Annotated in this window: 18 protein-coding genes and 1 tRNA gene; 10 read left to right on the top strand and 9 right to left on the bottom strand. The window is 68.0% G+C overall.

Annotated features, from left to right (window positions below; all coding sequences use genetic code 11):
- Positions 1-46: 46 nt before the first annotated feature.
- The 3 genes from uvrB to ACT3S3_RS03020 are packed head-to-tail and all read right to left on the bottom strand — an operon-like array spanning position 47 to position 3,287.
- Positions 47-2,179 carry an excinuclease ABC subunit UvrB gene (uvrB, locus tag ACT3S3_RS03030; RefSeq protein WP_441579225.1) on the bottom strand — a complete coding sequence of 711 codons (2,133 nt, stop codon included), beginning with the start codon at positions 2,177-2,179 and terminating at the stop codon, positions 47-49.
- A gap of 4 nt (positions 2,180-2,183) precedes the next feature.
- On the bottom strand, positions 2,184-2,765 hold the full coding sequence (coaE, locus tag ACT3S3_RS03025) for a dephospho-CoA kinase (protein ID WP_301442959.1): 582 nt from the start codon (positions 2,763-2,765) through the stop codon (positions 2,184-2,186).
- 54 nt (positions 2,766-2,819) lie between these two features.
- A complete protein-coding gene (locus tag ACT3S3_RS03020; RefSeq protein WP_301442958.1) occupies positions 2,820-3,287 on the bottom strand; it encodes a hypothetical protein in 468 nt (155 codons plus the stop codon).
- A gap of 66 nt (positions 3,288-3,353) precedes the next feature.
- Between ACT3S3_RS03020 and ACT3S3_RS03015 the strand changes: the two genes are divergently transcribed.
- Positions 3,354-4,634 (top strand): DUF4185 domain-containing protein, encoded by a 1,281-nt coding sequence (locus ACT3S3_RS03015; protein WP_444614999.1) that lies wholly within the window; start codon positions 3,354-3,356, stop codon positions 4,632-4,634.
- Positions 4,635-4,741: 107 nt separating this feature from the next.
- Here ACT3S3_RS03015 and ACT3S3_RS03010 read toward each other — a convergent pair whose 3' ends face one another.
- Positions 4,742-6,109, bottom strand: coding sequence for an acetyl-CoA C-acetyltransferase (locus ACT3S3_RS03010; RefSeq protein ID WP_441579894.1), 1,368 nt, complete (start codon positions 6,107-6,109; stop codon positions 4,742-4,744).
- 181 nt (positions 6,110-6,290) lie between these two features.
- Between ACT3S3_RS03010 and ACT3S3_RS03005 the strand changes: the two genes are divergently transcribed.
- From ACT3S3_RS03005 to ACT3S3_RS02990, 4 genes are all read left to right on the top strand, one after another.
- Positions 6,291-7,628, top strand: a complete 1,338-nt coding sequence (locus ACT3S3_RS03005) for a 3-oxoacyl-ACP reductase (protein WP_301442955.1) — start codon at positions 6,291-6,293, stop codon at positions 7,626-7,628.
- Between the two features lie 13 nt (positions 7,629-7,641).
- Positions 7,642-8,568, top strand: a complete 927-nt coding sequence (locus ACT3S3_RS03000; protein ID WP_301442954.1) for a MaoC family dehydratase — start codon at positions 7,642-7,644, stop codon at positions 8,566-8,568.
- A gap of 297 nt (positions 8,569-8,865) precedes the next feature.
- Positions 8,866-9,444, top strand: a complete 579-nt coding sequence (locus tag ACT3S3_RS02995; protein WP_301442953.1) for a YdhK family protein — start codon at positions 8,866-8,868, stop codon at positions 9,442-9,444.
- Between the two features lie 59 nt (positions 9,445-9,503).
- A complete protein-coding gene (locus ACT3S3_RS02990) occupies positions 9,504-11,546 on the top strand; it encodes a heavy metal translocating P-type ATPase (protein WP_441579913.1) in 2,043 nt (680 codons plus the stop codon).
- On the opposite strand, the gene ACT3S3_RS02985 is transcribed toward ACT3S3_RS02990, so the two are convergent.
- From ACT3S3_RS02985 to ACT3S3_RS02975, 3 genes are all read right to left on the bottom strand, one after another.
- Positions 11,506-13,530: a glucose PTS transporter subunit IIA gene (locus ACT3S3_RS02985; RefSeq protein ID WP_441588336.1), complete on the bottom strand. Its 2,025-nt coding sequence runs from the start codon at positions 13,528-13,530 to the stop codon at positions 11,506-11,508. The genes ACT3S3_RS02990 and ACT3S3_RS02985 overlap by 41 nt on opposite strands.
- A 173-nt stretch (positions 13,531-13,703) precedes the next feature.
- Positions 13,704-15,173 (bottom strand): 30S ribosomal protein S1, encoded by a 1,470-nt coding sequence (gene rpsA / locus ACT3S3_RS02980; RefSeq protein WP_444615001.1) that lies wholly within the window; start codon positions 15,171-15,173, stop codon positions 13,704-13,706.
- A gap of 118 nt (positions 15,174-15,291) precedes the next feature.
- A complete protein-coding gene (locus ACT3S3_RS02975) occupies positions 15,292-16,401 on the bottom strand; it encodes an isocitrate/isopropylmalate family dehydrogenase (protein ID WP_444615002.1) in 1,110 nt (369 codons plus the stop codon).
- Positions 16,402-16,509: 108 nt separating this feature from the next.
- Between ACT3S3_RS02975 and ACT3S3_RS02970 the strand changes: the two genes are divergently transcribed.
- Positions 16,510-17,526, top strand: coding sequence for a DUF368 domain-containing protein (locus ACT3S3_RS02970; RefSeq protein WP_301441683.1), 1,017 nt, complete (start codon positions 16,510-16,512; stop codon positions 17,524-17,526).
- Between the two features lie 7 nt (positions 17,527-17,533).
- Here ACT3S3_RS02970 and polA read toward each other — a convergent pair whose 3' ends face one another.
- A complete protein-coding gene (gene polA, locus ACT3S3_RS02965; RefSeq protein ID WP_444626187.1) occupies positions 17,534-20,242 on the bottom strand; it encodes a DNA polymerase I in 2,709 nt (902 codons plus the stop codon).
- A gap of 103 nt (positions 20,243-20,345) precedes the next feature.
- On the opposite strand from polA, the gene ACT3S3_RS02960 reads away from it, so the two are divergent.
- The 4 genes from ACT3S3_RS02960 to ACT3S3_RS02945 all read left to right on the top strand — a co-directional run bounded on the left by ACT3S3_RS02960 (position 20,346) and on the right by ACT3S3_RS02945 (position 21,701).
- A complete protein-coding gene (locus ACT3S3_RS02960) occupies positions 20,346-20,996 on the top strand; it encodes a TetR/AcrR family transcriptional regulator (protein ID WP_301441685.1) in 651 nt (216 codons plus the stop codon).
- Positions 20,997-21,066: 70 nt separating this feature from the next.
- Positions 21,067-21,151: transfer RNA gene (locus ACT3S3_RS02955), tRNA-Leu, on the top strand.
- Between the two features lie 2 nt (positions 21,152-21,153).
- The gene (locus ACT3S3_RS02950) at positions 21,154-21,435 is read left to right on the top strand and encodes a hypothetical protein (protein WP_444626185.1); all 282 of its coding nucleotides are present in this window, start codon (positions 21,154-21,156) and stop codon (positions 21,433-21,435) included.
- 125 nt (positions 21,436-21,560) lie between these two features.
- Entirely contained in the window at positions 21,561-21,701 is a 141-nt protein-coding gene (locus ACT3S3_RS02945) for a hypothetical protein (protein WP_301441687.1), read from the top strand.
- Here ACT3S3_RS02945 and ACT3S3_RS02940 read toward each other — a convergent pair.
- Positions 21,698-22,966, bottom strand: a complete 1,269-nt coding sequence (locus ACT3S3_RS02940) for a glutaminase (protein ID WP_301441688.1) — start codon at positions 22,964-22,966, stop codon at positions 21,698-21,700. The two genes, ACT3S3_RS02945 and ACT3S3_RS02940, sit on opposite strands and share 4 nt — an antisense overlap.
- Positions 22,967-23,005: the final 39 nt, after the last annotated feature.

Raw genomic sequence — 23,005 nt, 5'->3', positions numbered from 1 at the left:
CAGCCCTTTGTGATCGGTGATGGTTTCCACATGAAGCCTACCCCAGTCAGATGCCGGCTTCGATCATGCCGCGCAGTTCCTTCTTCAGGTCCGCGATCTCATCGCGCAGCCGTCCGGCGAGCTCGAACTTCAGCTCCCGGGCGGCGTCCTGCATCTGCGACGAGAGGTCGGCGATCAGCTTCTCGAGTTCCGGACGCGCCATGTTCGCGGTGTCCCCCGCGCCGACCGCGGCGTCACCGCCGGCGACGCTGACGTCGGCACCGAAGCCGGTCGCCCCACTGCCCGCGCCTGCCTCGTCACCACGGTTCTCGTAGACCTGGTCGAGGATGTCCGCGATCGCCTTGCGCAGCGGCTGCGGGTCGATGCCGTGCTCCTTGTTGTAGGCGATCTGCTTGGCCCGGCGCCGTTCGGTCTCGTCCATGGCGTACTGCATCGAGTCGGTGATCTTGTCGGCGTACATGATCACCTCGCCGGAGACGTTTCGTGCCGCACGGCCGATGGTCTGCACCAGGGAACGCTCCGAGCGCAGGAAGCCCTCCTTGTCCGCGTCGAGGATCGCCACGAGCGACACCTCGGGCAGGTCCAGGCCCTCACGCAGCAGGTTGATGCCGACGAGTACGTCGTACTCGCCCAGGCGCAGCTGGCGCAGCAGTTCCACCCGCTTGAGCGTGTCGATGTCCGAGTGCATGTAGCGCACCCGCACCCCGTGCTCCAGCAGGTAGTCCGTGAGGTCCTCGGCCATGCGCTTGGTCAGGGTCGTGACCAGCACGCGCTCCTGCTTCTCCACGCGCTGGCGGATCTGCTCGATGAGGTCGTCGATCTGCCCCTCGGTCGGGCGCACCTCGACCTTGGGGTCCACCAGACCGGTGGGACGGATGACCTGCTCGACGAACTCACCGCCGGCCGCGGCGATCTCGTAGTTGCCCGGGGTAGCCGACATGTAGATGCACTGGCCCTTACGGTCGTCGAACTCCTCCCAGGTCAGCGGCCGGTTGTCGAGGGCGCTCGGCAGGCGGAAACCGAAGTCCACGAGGTTGCGCTTACGCGACATGTCGCCCTCGAACATGCCGCCGATCTGCGGGACTGTCACGTGGGACTCGTCGATGATGGTGAGGTAGTCGTCCGGGAAGTAGTCGATCAGCGTGGCCGGGGCGGAGCCGGCCTCGCGCTGGTCGACGTGCCGGGAGTAGTTCTCGATGCCGGAGCAGTAGCCGACCTGCTGGATCATCTCCAGGTCGTACTCGGTGCGCATGCGCAGCCGCTGGGCCTCGAGCAGCTTGCCGCGTCCCTCAAGGTCGGCGACGCGCTCCTCCAGTTCGGCGTGGATGTCCTCCATCGCCTTCTCCATGCGCTCGGGTCCGGCCACGTAGTGGGTCGCCGGGAAGATGCGGATCTCCTCGACCTCGCGGATCACGTCGCCGGTGAGCGGGTGGATGTAGAACAGGCTGTCGATCTCGTCGCCGAAGAACTCGACGCGCACCGCGAGCTCCTCGTAGGCGGGGATGATGTCGACCACGTCGCCCTTCACGCGGAACGCCCCGCGGGTGAAGGAGACGTCGTTGCGGTCGTACTGGATGTCCACGAGAAGACGCAGGAACCGGTCACGTTCAACCTCCTCGCCCGCCTTCAGCATCACCGAGCGGTCCAGGTAGGACTGCGGGGTGCCGAGGCCGTAGATGCAGGAGACCGAGGAGACCACGACCACGTCGCGGCGCGACAGCAGGTTGGACGTCGCGGAGTGCCGCAGGCGTTCCACGTCGTCGTTGACCGAGGAGTCCTTCTCGATGTAGGTGTCCGACTGCGCGATGTAGGCCTCGGGCTGGTAGTAGTCGTAGTAGCTGACGAAGTACTCGACGGCGTTGTTCGGCAGCAGGCTGCGCAGCTCGTTGGCGAGCTGCGCGGCCAGCGTCTTGTTCGGCGCCATGACCAGCGTCGGACGCTGCTGCTGCTCGATGAGCCAGGCGGCGGTGGCGGACTTGCCGGTACCGGTGGCACCCATCAGGACGACGTCCCGCTCGCCCCGGTTGAGCCGCTCGTCGAGTTCCTTGATCGCCGCCGGCTGGTCACCGGCCGGCTTGTAGTCGCTGATGACCTCGAAGCGTGCGTCGGTGCGCTCGACGTCACCGACGGGACGGAACTCCGACTCGGAGAGGACGGGGTGTTCTGCGGCGAAGGCCATGGGGTTACACCTTCTCCCAGAACGCGTCGACCTGAGCGATCAGCGACTCCACGTCGCCGCCGTTGTCGAGGACGACGTCGGCGACGGCCAGCCGGGTGTCGCGGTCGACCTGGGCGGCGAGGCGACGACGCGCGTCGTCTTCGTCCAGCCCCCGGGCGACGAGGCGGGTGATGCGGACCTCGTCCGGGGCGTCGACGACGAGGACGGTGTCCACGGTCTCCGTCTCCCCGTTCTCGATGAGCAGGGGCATGTCGTAGACGACGACCTCGCGTCCCTCGGCGGCGGCGGTGTCGAAGAGCTCCGTGGTACGTTCCCGGATCCGCGGATGGGTGATGGCGTTGAGCTTGTCGGTGGCTGCGGTGGAGGCGAACGCCTGGCGGGCGAGCTCGGCGCGGTCGAGGCCGCCGTCCCCGGTGATAACCCCCTCGAAGGCGTCCGCCAGCTCGGCGAGTGCCGGCTGGCCGGGCTCCACGATCTCGCGGGCGACCTTGTCCGCGTCCACGACGAACGCGCCCTTCTGCCGGAGCCGTTCGGCCACCGTCGTCTTGCCGGATCCGATGCCACCTGTCAGGCCGATAATGCGCATGGGGTCAAGGATAGCGCTGTCGGCCGGTGGTGGCAGCGAACACGTGGGCGAAGGTCAGGACCCCGGCAACGGCAGGGTCAGCGACCCGGTGAGCGACCCACTGCCGGAGGAGGTCAGTGCCGCACCGGCGGCCGTGAGGCACTGGTAGTTCGCGGCGTTGGTGTTGGCGAACAGGTAGCGCAACTCACCTGCGGCCTTGAGCGCCCCCTCGGCATTCGCGGCGGCCCACTGGTCGGCGATTTCCTCGAGCTTCGCGCCGAGGTCGGCGCAGAAGGGCTGGTCACCGGTGCCCAGGTCGCGGTTGAGCAGGCTGCCGACCGAACCGTCCACCCCCTGGGGGTCCGGGAGCTCGGGGGACGTGTCGGCGTCGTCCGTGTCCTCTTTGTCATCTGTGGTTTTGGCGGTGCCCTCTGGGGCTGCGGTTGCCAGAGGCGCGCCGGCTGCGAGGAGGAGCGTAGCCAGACCGGTGGCGGCGAGACGGACGGGCCGGCGTCGATTCTTCCGGAGCGATGTACGGGTCATGAGTGTGAACTATAGTCATCAACCGACACTCATTTCACAGTAGTGACGTTTCTTCACAGGAGCCCCATGTTCTCTTCTTCCCTCCAGCGCGTCTCGTCGCTGTCGCTCACGGCCGTCGTGACGGCGGCGACCGCGGCGGTCCTCGGTGGCGCGACAGCCGCCGCGGCGCCGTGCGACACCTACTCCCCCAACCTCATCGACCGGGCGTCAGCCCTGCTCAGCTCGGGCCACGGATCCACCAGCAGCTCAGGGAGTTCAGGGAGCTCGTCCACGTCCGGGTCGCTGACCTCCTGGGCGGACGGCACCCCCTGGGACCTGCCGAACCTCTCCGGCCCGACGGAGGGCATGTACATGGTCACCGGGCCGAACAGCCCGGACCAGACGCACGCGCTGGGCCTGGCGTCGACGGACCTCGGGTTCATGTGGGACGCCGGGGGCGACCGCACCCTCGCCGCCTTCGGCGACAGTTTCGGCTGCGAGTCGGGTCTGAGCGGTTGGCACTCCAACGCACTGTTCTCCTCCACGGACACCGACCCGTCCGACGGCTTCTACCTCGACGGCACCGCCAACGGTGAGCGCTCCGGGGAGTTCCTCCCCTCCTCGTTGAAGGAGCCGGGTACCGAGCACACGAAGATCCCGACGTCCGGGATCGAGGTCGGCGGTAATCAGTACGTGGACTTCATGTCGGTGCGTTCCTGGGGCAACGCCGGGCAGTGGACCACGAACTACGCGCAGACTGTGGTCTCCGAGGACGACGGCAAGACCTTCAAGTCTGTCGAGAACTCCACCCGGGCCTCGACCAAGGCCGCATCGGACCCCAGGATCACCGACATCACCGACGACCGGCCGGTCGTCGACGGCTTCCAGATGACCGCCCTGACGAAGCACAGCGAGAACAACACCAACTACGTCTACGCCTACGGCACCCCCAGCGGCCGGGACGGTTCGGCGAAACTCGCCCGCATCACCGAGGACAACTTCCCGAACTGGTCGCAAGCCGAGTACTGGGACGGCGACGGCTGGTCCACCAAGCCCGACGCCGCTGCCACCGTGCTGAACGGGCGGGTCTCCGAGCTCTCCGTACAGTACGACGAGCACCGCGAAAAGTGGCTGGCGATGTACGAGTCCACCGAGGGCATCGTCCTGCGCGAGGCGCCGTCCCCCACCGGGCCGTGGTCGTCGAAGAAGACCGTGGTGTCGCGCCTGCAGTTGCCGGACGCCTACGGCTCCTTCATGCTGCCGAGGCAGGACCCCGCGGACCCGTCCACGCTGTACTTCGTGATGACCACCTGGTCGGGCTACAACACCGCCATGATGCGCACCGACCTGGACCGCGTGCTGGGCTGACAGGCCTGAGAGCCCCCACGCAGAGAGCAACCCCGAAAGGTCGGTCGCACCGACCTTTCGGGGTTGCTCTCTGGATACCCTCTGCCGAAGTGAGGGTCCGGAAGGATCTACCGCTCGATGATCGCGGTGATGCCCTGTCCGCCGGCGGCGCAGACGGACACCAGGGTGCGTCCGCCGCCGTTCTCCTCGAGGGTCTTCGCCGCGGTGGCGATGATACGTCCACCGGTGGCGGCGAACGGGTGGCCCGCGGCCAGCGAGGAGCCCTTCACGTTGAGCTTGGACCGGTCGATGGAGCCCAGGGGGGCGTCCAGGCCGAGACGGTCGCGGCAGTAGTCCTCGGACTCCCATGCCTGCAGGGTCGCCAGGGTCTGGGAGGCGAAGGCCTCGTGGATCTCGTAGTAGTCGAAGTCCTGGAGGGTCAGGCCGTTGCGCTCCAGCAGACGCGGGACGGCGTAGGTCGGGGACATCAGCAGTCCGTCCGGGGTGAGTCCGTCGTGGCCGTGCAGGAAGTCCACCGAGGCGGTCTCGGAGTCCACCAGGTACGCCTTGACCGGGAGGTTGTGGGCCTCGGCCCACTCCTCGGAGGCCAGCAGGACGGCGGAGGCGCCGTCGGTCAGCGGGGTGGAGTTCGCCGCGGTCATGGTCGCCTGGGTGCCGTGCGCGGCGGCGTCCTTCTTGCCGAAGACCGGCTTGAGCTTGGCGAGCTTCTCCACGGAGGAGTCGGCACGGAGGTTGGTGTCGCGCTGCACGCCGAGGAAGGGGGTCACCAGGTCGTCGAAGAAGCCGGCGTCGTAGGCGGCGGCGAGCTTCTGGTGCGACTCGACGGCCAGCTGGTCCTGGTCCTCGCGGGAGACGTTGAGCTCGCGGGCGGTGATCGCCGCGTGGTCACCCATGGACAGGCCGGTGCGCGGCTCGCCGTTCTGCGGCTGGTCCGGGGCGAACTGGGAGGGACGCACCGAGCCGAGCAGCTTGACGCGCTCACCGGTGGTCTTTGCCGCGTTGACCTTGATCAGGGTCTTGCGCAGCTCGTCGTTGACGGCCAGCGGCGCATCGGAGGTGGTGTCGGAACCGCCGGCGATGCCGGCGTCGATGCGTCCCAACGCGATGGCGTCGGCGACCTGGACGGCGGCGGCCAGACCCGTGCCGCAGGCCTGCTGGAGGTCGAAGGCGGGGGTCTGGGCGTCCAGGGCGGACCCCAGGACGACCTCACGGGTCAGGTTGAAGTCGCGTGCGTGCTTGAGGACGGCACCGGCGACAACCATGCCCAGCTGCTCGTCCTGCAGCCCGTAGCGTGCGACGAGACCGTTGATGGCCGCGGTCAGCATGTCCTGGTTCGACGCATTGGAGAACTCCTTGTTGGAGCGCGCGAACGGGGTGCGGTTGCCGCCGAGGATGGCGACCTTACGAGGCGAAGTAGTCATCTGGATGTCTCTCCATCGGTTGTTGTCGTGTCGTCGTGTCGTGGTGTGTGCCAGACGTCCCCGGGAAGTCTACCGGGGGATCCGGGTCGACCCCAGATCTTCGTGTAACCCGCGTCACGGATTTCCGGGACATGGTTCGGGGTCACATACTAGGGTACAAATGTGAACATACATTGTTCGGGCGACCGTAGGTACGCTTTCGAATAACGGATCCACTACCAAGGAGTTACGAACGTTGTCTTCCTCCAATAAGGGCCTGCTCGACCAGGTCGTCAATTCCGGGCTCGCTGGAAAGCTCGGCGTCCCCCAGGGTGAACCGCTGCGCCGCTACAAGAAGGGCGAGCCCGCCCTGGACGGCCCCGTCGTCATCGGCGGCGAAGGACGACTCGCCGCGGGGATCAAGCCGCTGCTCGCCGACGACTACCAGTTCGTCGACGCCGGGACGGACGCCAAGCGCGCCGCCCTGGTCTTCGACGCCACCGGAATCACCAAGCCGGAGGAGCTCCACCAGCTCTTCGACTTCTTCAACCCGCAGATGCGCAAGCTGCTGCCCTGCGCCCGCCTCGTGGTCATCGGCACCACCCCCGAGCTGGTGAAGGACCGTGACGAGCACATCGTGCAGCGTTCCCTCGAGGGCTTCACCCGCTCGGTCGCCAAGGAGCTGCGCCGCGGCGCCACCGCCCAGCTGGTCTACACCGCACCGGAGGCTTCCTCCGACCTGAGCGGTCTGGAGTCCACCCTGCGCTTCCTGCTGTCCGGCAAGTCGGCCTTCGTCGACGGCCAGGTCATCCGTGTCACCGCGGACGCCTCGACCGCCCCGGAGTCCTGGGACGCCCCGCTGGCCGGCAAGATCGCCGTCGTCACCGGTGCCGCCCGCGGCATCGGCGCCGACATCGCCAAGGTGCTCGGCCGTGACGGTGCCAAGGTCATCTGCGTCGACATCCCCGCCGCCGGCGAGGGTCTGGCGGAGACCGCCAACGAGGTCAAGGGCTCCTCCCTGCCCCTGGACGTCACCGCCGCGGACGCCGCCGAGCGGATCAAGACCCACGCCGAGGAGCGCCACGGCGGCAAGGTCGACATCATCGTCCACAACGCCGGCGTGACCCGCGACAAGCTACTCGCCAACATGGACGAGGGCCGCTGGAACATGGTGCAGAACATCAACCTCGTCGCCCCCGTGCGCATCACCGAGGGCCTGCTGGCCAACGGTGGCTTCGCCGACGGCGGCCGTGTGGTCGGCGTGTCCTCGATGGCCGGCATCTCCGGCAACCGTGGTCAGACGAACTACGCGACCACCAAGGCCGGCGTCGTCGGCCTGGTCGACTCCTTCTCCGAGGAGCTCGCCGACAAGGGCATCACGGTCAACGCCGTGGCCCCGGGCTTCATCGAGACCGCCATGACCGACGCGATGCCCTTCGGCACCCGCGAGGTCGGACGCCGCCTCAACTCCCTCGCCCAGGGTGGCCACACCGTGGACGTCGCGGAGACCATCGCCTACTTCGCCGGCAACGCCTCGAACGCGGTCACGGGCAACACCGTGCGCGTCTGCGGCCAGAACCTGCTCGGCGCCTAGAAAGGACCCCAGCGTGACTGTCACCTACAAGGAACTCCCCGCCATCCCCGACCTGATGGCCGAGTACAAGGGTGCCGCGAAGAACATGGTTCCCGTCGTCGGCGCCAAGCGGTCAGCCACGAAGGACCCGTCGACCGGTTTCGAGGTCAAGGGCGTGACGATCGACATCGCCCACCTCGCCGACTACAACGCGGCGGTGGGTCTGCGCCTCGGCAACGAGCTGCCGTACACCTACCCCTACGTGATCTCCTTCGCGTTGGTGATGAAGGTGATGTCGACCGACGACTTCCCCTTCAACGCCGTGGGTGGCGTGCACCTGACCAACGTCATCGAGCAGACCCGCCCGCTGACCGTCGACGACGTGCTGCACATCCGCACCCACGCGGAGAACCTGCGCAGGCACCGCAAGGGCCTGCTGATCGACATGGTCACCGAGGTCTTCGTCGAGGGCGAGGACGGTTCCGCACCTGTCTGGCGTCAGACTTCCGGCTTCCTGGCCAAGGGCGCGAAGCTGTCGTCCTCGGCGGACGCCGCGGTCGCCGCGCGTGACGAGGACACCGGGTCGCTGTTCGAGCGTCCCGAGGTCCCGTCCGACCCGACGCCGATGGCCACGTGGCCGGTCGGTCCGGCGGACATCAAGCAGTACGCGGACGCCTCGGGTGACAAGAACCCGATCCACGTGTCCACGCTCGGCGCCAAGGCCTTCGGCTTCCCGGCGACGATCGCCCACGGCATGTGGTCCGCGGCGAAGATCCTGTCGGGCCTCGAGGGCCACCTCCCGTCCGCAGGACGCTACGCGGTGGAGTTCGCCAAGCCCGTGGTCCTGCCGACCAAGGTCGCGTTCTTCACCGAGCAGACCGAGGACGGCTGGAAGCTGCAGCTGCGCAAGGCCTCCAAGTTGGAGACCCTGCACGCGATCGCCGAGGTCTCCTCGCTCTGAGGATGCCCTGAGGACGCTGTGACGCCGTAGCCGTCTGCCCCGCCTGAAACCCCGCACACCCTGGGTGTGCGGGGTTTCGTGCTGTCCGGACGACGCCGGGGGACGTACTCTCGGCATCACGGGCGTACCAACGCGCCCCGTCACAGGTCAGCCGGCATCGGCACCCCACACTCGGGGGCACACACTGTTCTCCCGGGTATACTCCTAGGGGGTATAGGTAATCCACCGACTGGAAGTGAGACGACGATGTCGAAACGACTGACCGCACTGACCGCCGCGACACTGATTGGAACCGCAATGTCACTGACCGCCTGCTCCCCCTCCGCCGACGACAGCCAGCAGAGCTCCACCGACAGCACCAGCACTACCAGCACATCCAGCTCCGCCACCGGCCACGGTGACCACGACGGCATGGACATGGGCTCGGACATGAGCATGGACATGGACCACCCGGCCGACGGAGGCCCCGCCCCCGAGGGCATCACCGAGGCGTCCGACCCGGAGTTCCCGGTGGGCAGCGAGGTCGTCCTGACCGCCGACCACATGGCGGGCATGGAGGGTGCCACGGCAACCGTCGCCGGCGCCTTCGACACCTACACCTACTCGGTGTCCTACACGCCCACCAACGGCGGTGAGCCGGTCAGGGACCACAGGTGGGTCGTCCAGGAGGAGCTCGCCGACGCCGGGTCGGAGCGTCTGGAGGACGGCGCGACGGTCACGCTCGAGGCCGACCACATGGCGGGCATGAAGGGCGCCACGGCCACGATCGACAGCTCCACCGACGAGACGGTGTACATGGTCGACTACGAGTCCGACGGCATGACGATGACCAACCACAAGTGGGTCACCGAGAGTGAGATGCGCGCGGCGAACTGACCTGTCCGTCGCACCACGAGGAGAGCAGCACCATGAATGACATGGAACATATCGACCATATGGACCACATGAATCACTCGGAACACATGGAACACACGGGCGGCCACGCCGACCACGGTGGGCATTCCGGCCACGCCAGCCACGCCGGCCACGTGGCGAAGTTCCGCCGACTGTTCTGGATCATGCTGGTCCTGGCGGTCCCGGTGGTGGCTTGCAACACCATGTTCGCCGACCTGATCGGCTACGACCTGCCCGACAACGCCGTCGTCGGCTGGGTGTCCCCGGTGTTGGGCACGGTGATGTACCTCTGGGGCGGGCGCCCCTTCCTCAGCGGTGCCGTCGACGAGATCAGGTCACGCAAGCCGGGGATGATGCTGCTCATCGCCCTGGCCATCACCGTCGCCTTCGTCTCCTCGTGGGGCGCGAGCCTGAACGTGCTCAGCCATGAGCTGGACTTCTGGTGGGAGCTCGCGCTGCTGGTCGTGATCATGCTGCTCGGCCACTGGATCGAGATGCGCTCGCTCGCGCAGACGTCCTCCGCGTTGGACTCGCTGGCGGCTCTGCTGCCGGACGAGGCCGAGCGCGTCGGGCAGGACGGTTCGGTCACGACCGTCTCCCCCGACGAGCTGGGCCTGCACGACGTGGTCATCGTCCGGCCCGGTGCCGCCGTCCCGGCCGACGGCACGGTGGTGGACGGTTCGGCGTCGATGGACGAGTCCATGGTCACCGGAGAGTCCGCGACGGTGCGCCGCGACGTCGGGGACACCGTGGTCGCCGGCACCGTCGCCACGGACTCGGGCCTGCGGGTGCGGGTCACCGCCGTCGGCGAGGACACCACACTGGCGGGCATCCGCACGTTGGTCTCCGAGGCGCAGAACTCCTCGTCGCGGGCCCAGCGCCTGGCGGACACCGCCGCCGGCTGGTTGTTCTGGTTCGCCCTGGGGGCCGCCGTCGTCACCGCCGTCGTGTGGTCGGTGGCCGGACGCCCCGAGGACGCCGTGGTGCGCACCATCACCGTGCTCGTCATCGCCTGCCCGCACGCGTTGGGCCTGGCGATCCCGCTCGTGGTGTCCATCGCCACCGAGCGTGCCGCCCGTTCCGGCATCCTGATCAAGGACCGCCTCGCGCTGGAGTCGATGCGCTCGGTGGACACCGTGCTGTTCGACAAGACCGGCACGCTCACTCTCGGGGAACCGACGGTCACCGAGGTACTCGTCCCCGACGAGAATGACCTCGACGGGAACCGGGCCCTGTCCCTCGCCGCCGCGGCGGAGACCGACAGTGAGCACCCCCTCGCCCACGCGATCGTCACCGCCGCAGCGGACCGTGGACTGGACGTCCCCCGGGCGTCGGACTTCTCTTCCTCCCCGGCGGTCGGCGTGCGCGCGGTCGTCGACGACCACGTTGTCGAGGTCGGTGGTCCCCACCTGCTCGAGCAGCGCGACGCCCCGGCACTGCCCGGCACCGCCGCGTGGCGGGACGAGGGCGCGATCATCCTCCACGTCCTGGTGGACGGTGGTGTCGTCGGTGCACTGCGGCTGGCGGACGGCGTCCGCCCGGAGTCACGCACCGCCGTCGACGACCTGCACGAACGTGGGGTCCGGGTCGTGATGATCACCGGCGACGCCGAGGCGGTGGCGACCTCCGTCGCCACGGAACTCGGCATCGACCAGGTCTTCGCCGGTGTGCGTCCCGAGGACAAGGCGGCGAAGGTCGCCGAACTTCAGGCGGACGGCCACAAGGTCGCGATGGTCGGCGACGGCGTCAACGACGCGCCGGCGCTCGCCGCGTCCGACGTGGGCATCGCCATCGGTGCGGGCACCGACGTCGCCATCGGGTCGGCCGGGGTGATCCTCGCCAGCTCGGACCCGCGTTCGGTGGTCTCCGTGATCTCACTCTCGCAGGCCGCCTACCGGAAGATGCGGCAGAACCTGTGGTGGGCCGCCGGCTACAACCTGGTGTCGGTGCCCCTGGCCGCCGGCGTGCTGGCGCCGGTCGGTTTCGTGCTGCCGATGAGCGTGGGCGCGATCCTGATGTCCGCCTCCACCGTCGTCGTCGCCCTCAACGCGCAGCTGCTGCGTCGCTGGACACCGCAGCAGTGACGGTGACGATGTCGTCGCCGAAGGCCGCGAGCGGTGCGGGCATCCCCTCCACCGAACCGAATGCACGGCTGTTGACCACCACCACCGGGGTGACGGTGGAGTAGCCGGCCTCACGGATCTTCTCGGTGTCGAACCGGATCAACGGGGTACCGGCCTCGACGCGCTGCCTCTTCTCGACGAGCACCTCGAAGCCCTCACCACCCATCTTCACCGTGTCGATGCCGATGTGGATCAGCAGCTCGATACCGCTGTCCAGCCGCAGTCCCACGGCGTGGCCGGTCTTCTGCACGGTGAGAACCTTCCCGTCGGCCGGGGCCACGACCGTGTCGCCCGAGGGTTCCACGGCCACACCCTGCCCGAGTGCCCCGGAGGAGAAGGCAGGGTCGTCCACCTCGCTCAGCGGGATCACCCGCCCCTCCACCGGCGTGGTCAACACGGTGACCGTCCCCGGGACCAGCGCCGGTTTCGCGGCGGGTGCCACCACTCCGGACGCTGCGTCCTGCCCGGCGTCCTGTTCCTGGTCGAGTTCAGCGTCCCGTTCCGCGTCCTGCTCTGCAGCAAGCGCCGCACGCACCTCGGCCTTCTCGTCCTTACCGCGGTAGTCGAAGAACAGCACAAGCAACATCGAGGTGACGAAGGCGGCGGCGATGCCGAACAGGTAGCCGGCCCAGGGGTCCATCGCCGGGAAAGTCAGCAGCGAGGTGAAGACGAACGCGCTGGCCTTCACGTCGAAGAAGCCCATGATCACGCCACCGACCAGACATCCCGGCAGCAGACGCATGTAGGTCTTGCGGAACCGCAGCAGCACGCCGTACAGCGAGGGCTCGGAGATACCACCGAACAGTCCGGCCATCAGTCCACCGAAGGACACCTGACGCATACCCTTGTTCCGTTCGCGGACCGAGATCACGAACACACCGGCGACGACGCCGAAGCAGGCGAAGTTCCAGGCACCCATCGGCCCCTGGATGAAGTCGTAGCCGAGGGTGGCGATGTTCTGGATCATGATCGCGTTCAGCGGCCAGTGCAGGCCCAACGGCACGAGGAAGGGGTACAGCAGGGGGATGATCACGGCCAGGATGAACGGGGAGACGCCGTTGAGCCACAGCAGGAACTCGGAGATCCCGTTGCCGATGCCGATGCCGAACGGGCCGAGCAGGAACGCCGTCGCCGGGATCATGATCAGCAGCGAGAAGAAGGGTACGAACACCATCTGCACGGACTGCGGGATGATGCGTTTGAGCCCCTTCTCCACCCAGAACAACCCGATGGCCGCGATCAGCGGCGGGAAGACCTGCGAGGAGTAGTCGTTGAGCACCAGCGGCAGGCCGAAGACCTGGACGGTGTCCCCCGCCTCGCCGAGGGAGAGGAACTCTGGGGTGAGCAGGGCCGCCGGGATGGCCGCGCCGACCCACTCGTTGGCGCCGAGCTTACGGGCGGCCGTCGCACCGATCATGATCGGCAGGAAGTAGAAGACGGAGCGCCACATCGCATGCAGCAGCACGTAGCCGTTGGGTTGCTCCTCCATCGGAGCCCGGAAGTCCTGCATCCCGAAGGTGTCGGCGAGGACCAGCATGGTGATGATCAGGGAGGCACCGAGCAGCGCCCACAGCACGGGGCGGAAGGTGTCGGAGAGGAACTCGAAGCAGTAGTTGACCCAGTCGTACCTGCCGCGGACTCCCCCGTACTCCTTCTTCGACGCGGCTCGGCTCTCGGCGTCCGCGTCACCCATGCCGGGTTCCCGGACGATGGCGTTGTAGTAGTCGGCGACGCCGCCGCCCATCACGACCTGCAGGCCGGTACTCCCCTGCTCCACCACGCCGAGCACGGCGGGGTCGCTGTCGAGTTTGTCGATGTCGACCTTCGACCGGTCGACGAGGTCGAACCGAAGTCGGGTGGCGCAGTAGGTGAGCGACGAGACGTTGTCCGCTCCGCCCACCTCCGCGAGAATGTGCCGGGACGTGTCTGTCGCTGCTGAGGCCATCGGGTGTCCGCCTTGGTGAGCTGGAGGGATGTTCCTGCCGCCCAAGGTTAGGGCGGCACCTCACCCATCGTAGAACATCCCCGGTCAAAACATAAGGCCCTGAACGCACAAAAGACCCGGCCCACCCCGAATACGGGGTGGGCCGGGTCCGACTCGTCTACTGGGAGACGGTACTACTCACCGGAGCCGGCGAGCTTCTCGCGCAGAGCGGCGAGCTGCTCGTCGGACGCCAGGGAACCGGCGTCGGAGGTGGTCTCCTCCGTGGCGGCGGCGGCCGGCTTGTCCGAGTTGCTGGAGTAGGAGCCGTTGTCGGCAGCCTCGTCAGCCTCGGCGGCCTGGGCGCGGTGGCGCTCGATCTGGGCGGCGTGGGTCTTGTGGCGACGCTCGGACTCGGCGTACCGGGCCTCCCATGCCTCACGCTGCTCGTCGTAGCCTTCCATCCACTCGTTGGTCTCCGAGTCGAAGCCCTCCGGGAAGATGTAGTTGCCCTGCTCGTCGTAGGAGTCGGCCATACCGTACTTGGACGGGTCGAACTCCTCGGCGAAGTCCTCGTCGGCCTGCTTCAGCGACAGGGAGATACGACGACGCTCGAGGTCGATGTCGATGACCTTGACCATGAGCTCCTGGCCGACGGTGACGATCTGGTCCGGGACATCCACGTGGCGCTCGGCCAGCTCGGAGATGTGGACCAGGCCCTCGATGCCCTCCTCGACGCGGACGAAGGCGCCGAACGGAACCAGCTTGGTGACCTTGCCCGGGACGATCTGACCGATCGCGTGGGTCCGGGCGAAGACGCGCCACGGATCCTCCTGGGTGGCCTTCAGCGACAGGGACACGCGCTCGCGGTCCAGGTCGACGTCGAGCACCTCGACGGTGACCTCGTCACCGACGGTGACGACCTCGGACGGGTGGTCGATGTGCTTCCAGGACAGCTCGGAGACGTGAACCAGGCCGTCGACACCGCCGAGATCGACGAAGGCGCCGAAGTTGACGATGGAGGACACGACGCCCTTGCGGACCTGGCCCTTCTGCAGCTGGTGCAGGAACTCGGAGCGGACCTCGGACTGGGTCTGCTCGAGCCATGCGCGACGCGACAGCACGACGTTGTTGCGCTGCTTGTCCAGCTCGATGATCTTGGCCTCGATCTCCTGGCCGATGTACGGCTGGAGGTCGCGGACGCGACGCATCTCGACGAGGGAGGCGGGCAGGAAGCCACGCAGGCCGATGTCCAGGATGAGGCCGCCCTTGACGACCTCGATGACGGTACCGGTGACCGGCTCGTCCTTCTCCTTGAGCTCCTCGATGGTGCCCCAGGCGCGCTCGTACTGTGCGCGCTTCTTGGACAGGATCAGGCGGCCTTCCTTGTCCTCCTTGGTGAGGACCAGGGCGTCGACCTCGTCGCCGACCTCGACGACCTCGCCGGGATCGACATCGTGCTTGATGGACAGCTCGCGGGAGGGGATGACACCCTCGGTCTTGTATCCGATGTCAAGCAGGACCTCGTCGTGGTCGACCTTGACGACGGTACCCTCGACGATGTCACCGTCGTTGAAGTACTTGATGGTGGCGTCGACGGCGGCGAGGAAATCCTCAGCGGAGCCGATGTCGTTGACGGCTACCTGAGGAACGTTGTTGGTGGGCATATGTGAAGTTGCTCCGAGACGGATTGTTCTTAGTGATGGACAGGGGGCACCGTTCCGCCAGCGTTCAGCTTCCCGGCACCGTCGCGCGCCTGCGGACAGACGGTTAACAGAATGCAGGCTACACGACCCCTCCGAGCTGTGCAAATACCATCTCCGCGAACTCCTCGGTGCCCGCCCCTGCCGCACCTGAGCCATCTCCAGCCACTCCGGCCTCTCCCGCCACATCCGGGGTGGGCGCGTGCATGAGCGCGTGCCGCACAGCCCCGCCGAGCGCGTCGCCGGCCTCCCCGTACCCGAGGTGCCGCAGCATCAGCGCCGCCGAGTTCATCAGCCCGGCCGGGTTCGCCACGCCCTGCCCCGCGATGTCCGGCGCGGAACCGTGCGCGGCCTGTGCCATCACCGCCGTGTCCCCGGCGTTCACGCTGCCGGCGGCGCCGAGCGTGCCACCGAGGGCCGCGGTGAGGTCGGAGAGGATGTCGCCGAACATGTTCTCCGCCACGATCGTGCGGTGACGCCCGGGGTTGACCACCAGGTCGGCGCACAAGGCGTCGATGTGCACCGGGAGCAACCGCACCCCGGTCTCGTCCGCCATCGCCTCGGCCTCCTCCAGGTACATCCCGGACGTCCTGGCCAGGACGTTCGCCTTGTGCGCGACCGTGAGGACGCCGCCGCGCGCGGCAGCGACGCGTCCTGCGTGCCGGACGATCCGGCGCACGCCCTGGCGCGTGAAGGTTCCGATGGCCAGGGCGACGTCCTCGGTGACCATCACGTCACCGGAGCCGGCGTACATGTTGCGGTCGGCGTAGAGCCCCTCGGTGTTCTCCCGGACGACGACCACGTCCAGGTCGGGCGCCACCGCCCCGGGCAGCCCGCGCACCGGTCGCACGTTCGCCCACAGCTGGGCGCGCACCCGCAGGGCGGCGGAGGGGTTCTGCTGCTCGCGCGCCTCCGGCGGGTAGGACGCGTTGTCGTGCGGGCCGAGCACCCAGCCGTCCAGTCCGGCGACCGTCTCCCAGGTCTGTTCCGGAAGGATCCTGCCGGCCTGCCCGAAGGCCTCCCGGCCGAGCAGCAGGGGCACCCAGCGCACGGAGACGCCGCCGTGGTGACGCAGCGCGGTGGTCGTGGCGGTGACGGTGGGGGCCACGATCTCCGGGCCGATGCCCTCCCCTGGCCAGTAGCCCAGCCTGAGTTCGTGGTGCGTGCCGGTGGAGTCGCCTGGAGTGATCACGGTCACCCATCCTAGGTCCTGCCCCGCCCCTGGGTCGACGGTGGGCTGACACGCGGGCCGCTTCGGACTTTTCACCACCCCACACATCATCCGGATACGATGACGCCCATGAACGAAACCTCACCCGGCACCGGGCACTCCGCCGAGAACGCCGCCGAGCACCCTGCCGAGCACGCGACCTCGCGGCGCCCCGCCTTCGAGAACACCCCCTTCACACCGGGGGCCGTCGTCCTCAACGCGCTCCGCGGCGGCCTCATCGGCTCCGCCGAGCTCGTCCCGGGCATCTCCGGCGGCACCGTGGCCCTGGTCACCGGCGTGTACGAGCGCGTGCTGTACAACGCCAACCGACTGCTCGACGGCCTGAAGGCCTTCGCCACGGACCGCCCGGCGGGGATCCGGAAGATCAAGTCCGTGGACTGGACAATGCTCATCCCGATGGCCATCGGCATGGTCGCCATGGTCTTCGCACTGGCCGGCATCCTCGGCACGTTCGTCGAGGACCACCCGATCCCCGCCAAGAGCCTCTTCCTGGGCATGGTCGCCGTGTCCGTGGTCGTGCCGATCCTGCTGATCGACACCGCCGACCTGAAACGTCGGCTCCCCGTGGCCGTGCCGCTGTTCATCGTCGGCGCACTGTTCACCTTCATCGCCACCGGGTTCTCCTCGTCGACGAACAACGACCCGAACCTGTTCCTGGTGTTCATCGCCGCCGCGATCGCCGTGTGCGCCCTGATCCTGCCCGGCGTCTCCGGCTCCTTCTTCCTCTACGCCATCGGCATCTACTCCGCCACGCTGACCGCGGTGAGCGAACTGGACATCACCTACATCCTGGTCTTCGGTCTCGGCGCCCTGACCGGCCTGGTGCTCTTCGTCCGTGTCATGGAGCACCTGCTGACCAAGCACCGCACACTGAGCCTGTTCACCATGACAGGCATGCTGCTCGGTTCACTGCGCGCCCTGTGGCCCTGGCAGGACGACGACTCCAGCCTGCAGGCCCCCGGCGACCAGGTCGGCACCGCCGTCCTGCTGTTCGTCCTCGGCGCCGCAGTCGTCGCTGCGATGGTCATCGCCGAGCAGGTCACGAAGCGTCGCCGCATGCGGGCGAACGCATCACGTACCTCCTAGACCGGACTCAGTGCCCGGCGGCCTCCCAGTTCTCCCCGGTCCCGGTGGAGACGTCCAGCGGGACGCGCAGTTCGGCCGCCCCGTCCATCTGCTCCTGCAGCAGCGCAGTCATCTCCTCGAGCTCGCCGTCGACGACCTCGACGACGAGCTCGTCGTGCACCTGCAGCAGCACACGTGACCGCATGCCGCGCCGTGTCATCTCCCGGTCGACGCGCAGCATCGCCCGCTTGATGATGTCGGCGGCGGTGCCCTGGATCGGCGCGTTCAGCGCGGCGCGTTCGGCGTTGTCGCGCGCCACCCGGTTGCTGGAGTTGAGCTCCGGCAGGTAGCGACGTCGCCCGTAGAGCGTCTCGGTGTAGCCGACCTCCTTGGCCCGTTCGACCACGGTGTCGAGGTAGTCCTTCACTCCGCCGAAGCGCTCGAAGTAGGTGTCCATGATCTTCTTCGCCTCACCGGCGGCGATGTTGAGCTGCTGGGACAGGCCGAAGGCGCTGAGCCCGTAGACCAGCCCGTAGCTCATCGCCTTCACCCGGCGACGCAGTTCCGGGGTGACCTCGTCGACGGGCACGTCGAAGACCTTGGAGCCCACGTAGTTGTGCAGGTCCTCACCGTTGCGGTAGGCCTCGATCAGGCCGGGGTCCTCGGAGAGGTGCGCCATGACACGCATCTCGATCTGCGAGTAGTCGGCGGTCAGCAGCGTGGTGTAGCCCGCGCCGACGCGGAAGGCGCCGCGGATGTGGCGTCCTGCCTCGGTACGCACCGGGATGTTCTGCAGGTTCGGTTCAGCCGAGGACAGCCGGCCCGTGGCGGCACCGCGCTGGTTGAAGGTGGTGTGGATGCGTCCGTCGTCGGCGGTGGCCTCGATGAGTCCGTCGATGGTGGTCTTCATCTTCTGGTACTCGCGGTGGGCCATCAGGTGCGACAGGAAGGGGTGCCCGGTCTGGGCGGTGAGCTTCTCCAGCTCGCCGGCGGCGGTGGAGTACCCGGTCTTGGTCTTCTTGGTGGTGGGCAGGCCGAAGTCCTCGAAGAGCACCTTCTGCAGCTGCTTGGGGCTGGAGAGGTTGAGCGACTCGTCGCCGGCGATCTCGCGGGCGGCGGTGACCTCCTCGGTGATGCGGTCACCGTAGTTGTCGGAGAGTTCCTGCAGCGAGTCACGGTCCACGGAAATGCCGTGGCTCTCCATGCGCGCCAGGACGGTGGCCAGCGGCACCTCGAGGTCGAGGTAGAGCTCCATCGCGCCGATCCCGGCGAGCTCCGGGGTCAGCGAGGTCACCAGGTCGAGCACGGCCTGTGCGCGCACGCCGCCGGCGGCGTCCTCGGCGAGCTCGTGTCCGACGTGGCGCTGCAGGACGTCCGCCAGCCCGGTGGAGCGCACGTCCGGACGCAGGAGGTAGGCGGCGAGCGCGGTGTCGTGCTCCACGCCGTCGAGTTCCAGACCGGAGCCGTGGAGCATGTGCCAGGCCCGTTTGGAGTCGTGCAGCCACTTGGCGGCGGAGACGTCCGCGAGCCAGGCGGTGAGTGCCGCCTCGTCCTTCGGGTCCTGGTCTGTCAGGTCGATGTCCACGGCGTGCAGGACGCCGTCCTCGCCGGCTTCCGGGTCGAGCAGGACGACGCGCGCGGCGTTGCCGCCGAACGGCGTCCCGGTTCCGGTCACCTCGACGACGAGCGGACGGTTGGTGGACGCGTCGCCGGGGTTGCGGCCGTCCTTCCAGCCGGCGCGCTCGGTGAGCCACTTGGCGAGCTTGCCGTCGTCGACGGTGTCGACGGCGAGTTCGGACGCCGCACCGTCCTCGAACTCGATGCCCATGGTGCGGAAGGTGCGGTTGCGCAGGTTGTTGCCGAACTGCAGGGTGTCGAACAGGTCGATCGCCTCGGAGGCGTCCACGTGTCCGGGACGCAGCGCTGAGAGCTTCCCACCGTCGCCGTTGAAGTCCCCGAGGTCGAGGTCGCGGACCATCTCGGTGACCTTGCGGGCCAGCACGACGTTGTCGATGTTGTCGCGCAGGGCGTCGCCGACCTTGCCGCCGAAGTCGTCGATGTGGTCGATCACCGCGTCCAGGCTGCCGTACTTCGTGATCCACTTCTGGGCGGTCTTGGGGCCCACCCCCGGCACCCCGGGCATGTTGTCTGAGGTGTCGCCACGCAGCGAGGCCAGGTCGGGGTACTGGGTGGGGGTAACCCCGTACTTCTCCTCCACGCGCGCAGGGGTGAACCGGTCGAGTTCGGAGACGCCGCGCAGGGTGTAGAGGACGGTGACGTCGTCGTTGACGAGCTGCAGGCTGTCGCGGTCGCCGGTGCAGATCACCGTGCGCATGCCCGCCTCGGTGCCCCGGCAGGACAGGGTGGCGATGATGTCGTCGGCCTCGTAGGCCTCCTTCGTCAGCGTCCGGACGCCGAGGGACTGCAACGCCTCCTGGATCAGCTCGACCTGCCCGTGGAACTCCTCGGGTGCCGGCGGACGCTGCGCCTTGTACTCCGGGAGGTCCTTCTCCCGGAACGTCGGACCGGAGAGGTCGAAGGCCGCGGCGACGTGTGTCGGCCGTTCTGCCTCCATCAGCCCCAGGAACATGCCGAGGAAGCCGTAGACGGCGTTGGTGTACTGGCCCCCGGTCGTGGAGAAGTTCTGTGCCGGCAGGGCGTAGAACGCCCGGAAGGCCAGGGAGTGTCCGTCGAGCAACAGGAGGGTGGGGCGCTCGTCCCCGGGGTTGTCTGTCATGTGACCTTCCTGCATGTCCGTGACGTGTTCTTTTCACGCCGCCGGACACACTTCTCGTGGTTGCTGCCGCAGTCGGTGTCGTGCCCGGGCTATTCTAGTCGCCATGAGTGACCAGACAGAGAGCGTCCCGGAAGAACCGGCGACTGAACCGGCGACCGAACAGCAGTCGTCGGCCCGGCGTCGTGCCGAGGAGACCCGGGTGTACATCCTGGAGTGCGCGAAGAACGCCTTCAACAAGCGCCCCTACAGCGAGGTGTCACTCAAGGACATCGCCACCGAGGTCGGTGTCAGTGCCCCGCTGATCATCAAGTACTACGGAACGAAGGAGAACCTCTACGAGGCGCAGCTGGACTTCACCGAGGCCGCCGCGCGTCTGGAGAACGTCCCCTTCACGCAGATGGGCACCCACCTGGCACGGCTGGCGGTGACCTCCGCCGACGACAGCCCGAACTCGCTGGTGCGCAAACTCGCCGACGCCGGCGGCAACCGGCACATCGTCGACACCCTCGGACGGGTCTTCCGCCAGCAGGTCGTCGCCCCCGTCCTGGAACGGGTGGCCGCCGAGACCGGCTCGGACTCCGGCGCCGACCCGGAGATGCGGGCAGAGGCGGCGATGTCGATGGTGATCGGCCTGGCGTTGATGCGCCGGCTCGTCACCCAGGAGTACTTCCACGACGCCGACGTCGAGGCCTTCGTCACCTACTACGGCGACCTGATCCAGTGTGTACTGGACGGTGAACCCGCAGGACGGTGAGCCGGTCGCACCCGCCGCCACCCCGGTGTTGTCGGGTGCGACGACCCTCCCGTATCATCTCCGTTTGTTGGCCCTGGTGGCGGAATTGGCAGACGCGCTGCACTCAAAATGCAGTGTCTTCGGGCGTGTGGGTTCGAGTCCCACCCAGGGCACCATCATGACCCCGCCGGTCGAGATCGACCGGCGGGGTTTTCTGCTGCCCGGCCTGCAGGGGCCCGCAGCGGCCCGCAGCGGCCCGCACGAGCACGTGACGGTCGGGCTCGGTGTGGTCGCGGTCGTACGGGAAGTGGTTGACCACCGCCCGTCGACCCTCGATCTTCAGCGTCGTCGCCGCGGCGACGGTGTCGAAGGCCCGCAGGAACCTGGGGTGCCCGGCCAGCGCCTTGGCGCGCATGGGGTGCGCGGCGTCGTGGTTTCCGGCGGGCAGCGGGTGGCCTAGGCGTGGATCCGCGGTGAACCGGTCCGTCATACCCCGGATGGTACCGCGGCCCACCATACGGTAGGTTGGCCAGTGAAACTGTCGGGACGGTCCCGGCGCCACACCCCACCCAGGAGGAAACAGCCGTGGACCTTCCCATCGCCGAAGCAATCGAGACGTCCGGCGCCTACGCGTCCAATGCCATCTTCATCGTCGGGTCGCTCCTGTCGTCGCCCTTCGGGCTGATCGGCGACCTCGGGGCAGCAGCCTCCTCGCTGCTCCCCTAATCCTCGTCGGGGTCGACGATCTCGGCCGCGGTGGTGGCCACCGTCGTCCCGTCCTCGAACCGCCTCTTACCGAGGACGTTGTTCGGGTCGACGACCGCGACCTTCTTCCCCGTCTCGCGGATGCGGCGCAGCCCCTCCTTCACCATGCGGCGACCCACCGGGTTGCTCTCGGTCACCCGACGGGCGTCGATGATGACCCGCGGGGTGGAGATGTCCTGGTGCTCGGTCTCCATGAGGAACTCCTCGGCACCGGAGAAGTCCAGACCACCCTGCAGCCGGAAGATCGTGCTGCGCCCGCGGGTACGCACGCCGCGCACCGAACTGCCCTTGCGCGTCACCGCCGACATCAGGTGCAGGCCCATGTCCTCCGAGAGGGCCCGGAAGATCTTCGCCCCGCGCACGCTGTTGCCGGATTCGTCCAGCTGCGGCGAGAACGTCGCGATGCCGAGCTGTCCGGGCAGTGTCCCCATCAGTCCCCCGGCCACCCCGGACTTCGCCGGGATGCCCACGCCCGCCATCCACTTGCCCGCCCCGTCGTACATCCCGGCGGACGCCATGACGGCCTGCACCTGCCGGCACACCAGCGGCTCCAGGATCCTCTCGCCGGTGAGCGGCTGCACGCCTCCGAGGGCCAGGGTGGCCCCCATCACCGCGAGGTCCTTCACCGTGACCCGGATCGAGCACTGCCGGGTGTAGCTCGCCACGGCGTCCTCCGCACGGTCACTGATCACGTCGTAGCTGCGCAGCATGTGGGCCAACGCCAGGTTGCGGTCGGCGGAGCCCGTCTCCGAGGCCGTCACGTCCTCGTCCACGGTGAGCTGCCGCCCGGCGAGCCGGGAGAAGTACTCGACGATCACGTCGACCCGGTCCTCGACCGAGGAGTCCTCACCGTTGATCAGCTGGTTGACGGCGATGGCCCCGGCGTTGATCATCGGGTTGACCGGACGGTGCGTCTTCCCGTCCAAGGAGAGCTCGTTGAAGGCCTCACCGGAGGGCTCCATCCCCACCGTCTCCAGCACCTTCTCCACCCCGCAGTCCTGGAGTGCGGCGGCGTAGGCGAAGGGCTTGGAGATCGACTGGATGGTGAACTCGCGTTCGTCGTCGCCGACGCTGTAGATCCACCCCTGGTTCGTGCACATCGCGATCGCCAGCGGCGTGGGGTCTGCCTTGGCGAGTTCGGGGATGTAGTCGGCGACCGCGCCACCGTCCTCGTCGCGCACCCGGTCCATGATGTCGTTGAGATAGTCTTCGACGAGGGAGTTCATGGCCCCCGAGACTAACAGAATCCGTCGCCGATATACTTC

It is taken from the genome of Corynebacterium sp. AOP40-4SA-5 (genome assembly GCF_052377355.1).
Lineage (GTDB): Bacteria > Actinomycetota > Actinomycetes > Mycobacteriales > Mycobacteriaceae > Corynebacterium.
This window is presented reverse-complemented; position numbering and strand designations above follow the sequence as displayed.

Bases quoted from the DNA above. Each gene is read 5' to 3' on its own strand.
- ACT3S3_RS02960 (WP_301441685.1), top strand. From the start codon at position 20,346: ATGAGTGACCAGACAGAGAGCGTCCCGGAAGAACCGGCGACTGAACCG.
- ACT3S3_RS02970 (WP_301441683.1), top strand. From the start codon at position 16,510: ATGAACGAAACCTCACCCGGCACCGGGCACTCCGCCGAGAACGCCGCC.
- ACT3S3_RS02990 (WP_441579913.1), top strand. From the start codon at position 9,504: ATGGACCACATGAATCACTCGGAACACATGGAACACACGGGCGGCCAC.
- ACT3S3_RS02940 (WP_301441688.1), bottom strand. From the start codon at position 22,966: ATGAACTCCCTCGTCGAAGACTATCTCAACGACATCATGGACCGGGTG.
- rpsA (WP_444615001.1), bottom strand. From the start codon at position 15,173: ATGCCCACCAACAACGTTCCTCAGGTAGCCGTCAACGACATCGGCTCC.
- polA (WP_444626187.1), bottom strand. From the start codon at position 20,242: ATGACAGACAACCCCGGGGACGAGCGCCCCACCCTCCTGTTGCTCGAC.
- ACT3S3_RS02995 (WP_301442953.1), top strand. From the start codon at position 8,866: ATGTCACTGACCGCCTGCTCCCCCTCCGCCGACGACAGCCAGCAGAGC.
- ACT3S3_RS03015 (WP_444614999.1), top strand. From the start codon at position 3,354: ATGTTCTCTTCTTCCCTCCAGCGCGTCTCGTCGCTGTCGCTCACGGCC.
- ACT3S3_RS03020 (WP_301442958.1), bottom strand. From the start codon at position 3,287: ATGACCCGTACATCGCTCCGGAAGAATCGACGCCGGCCCGTCCGTCTC.
- ACT3S3_RS02950 (WP_444626185.1), top strand. From the start codon at position 21,154: ATGACCCCGCCGGTCGAGATCGACCGGCGGGGTTTTCTGCTGCCCGGC.
- coaE (WP_301442959.1), bottom strand. From the start codon at position 2,765: ATGCGCATTATCGGCCTGACAGGTGGCATCGGATCCGGCAAGACGACG.
- ACT3S3_RS02985 (WP_441588336.1), bottom strand. From the start codon at position 13,530: ATGGCCTCAGCAGCGACAGACACGTCCCGGCACATTCTCGCGGAGGTG.
- uvrB (WP_441579225.1), bottom strand. From the start codon at position 2,179: ATGGCCTTCGCCGCAGAACACCCCGTCCTCTCCGAGTCGGAGTTCCGT.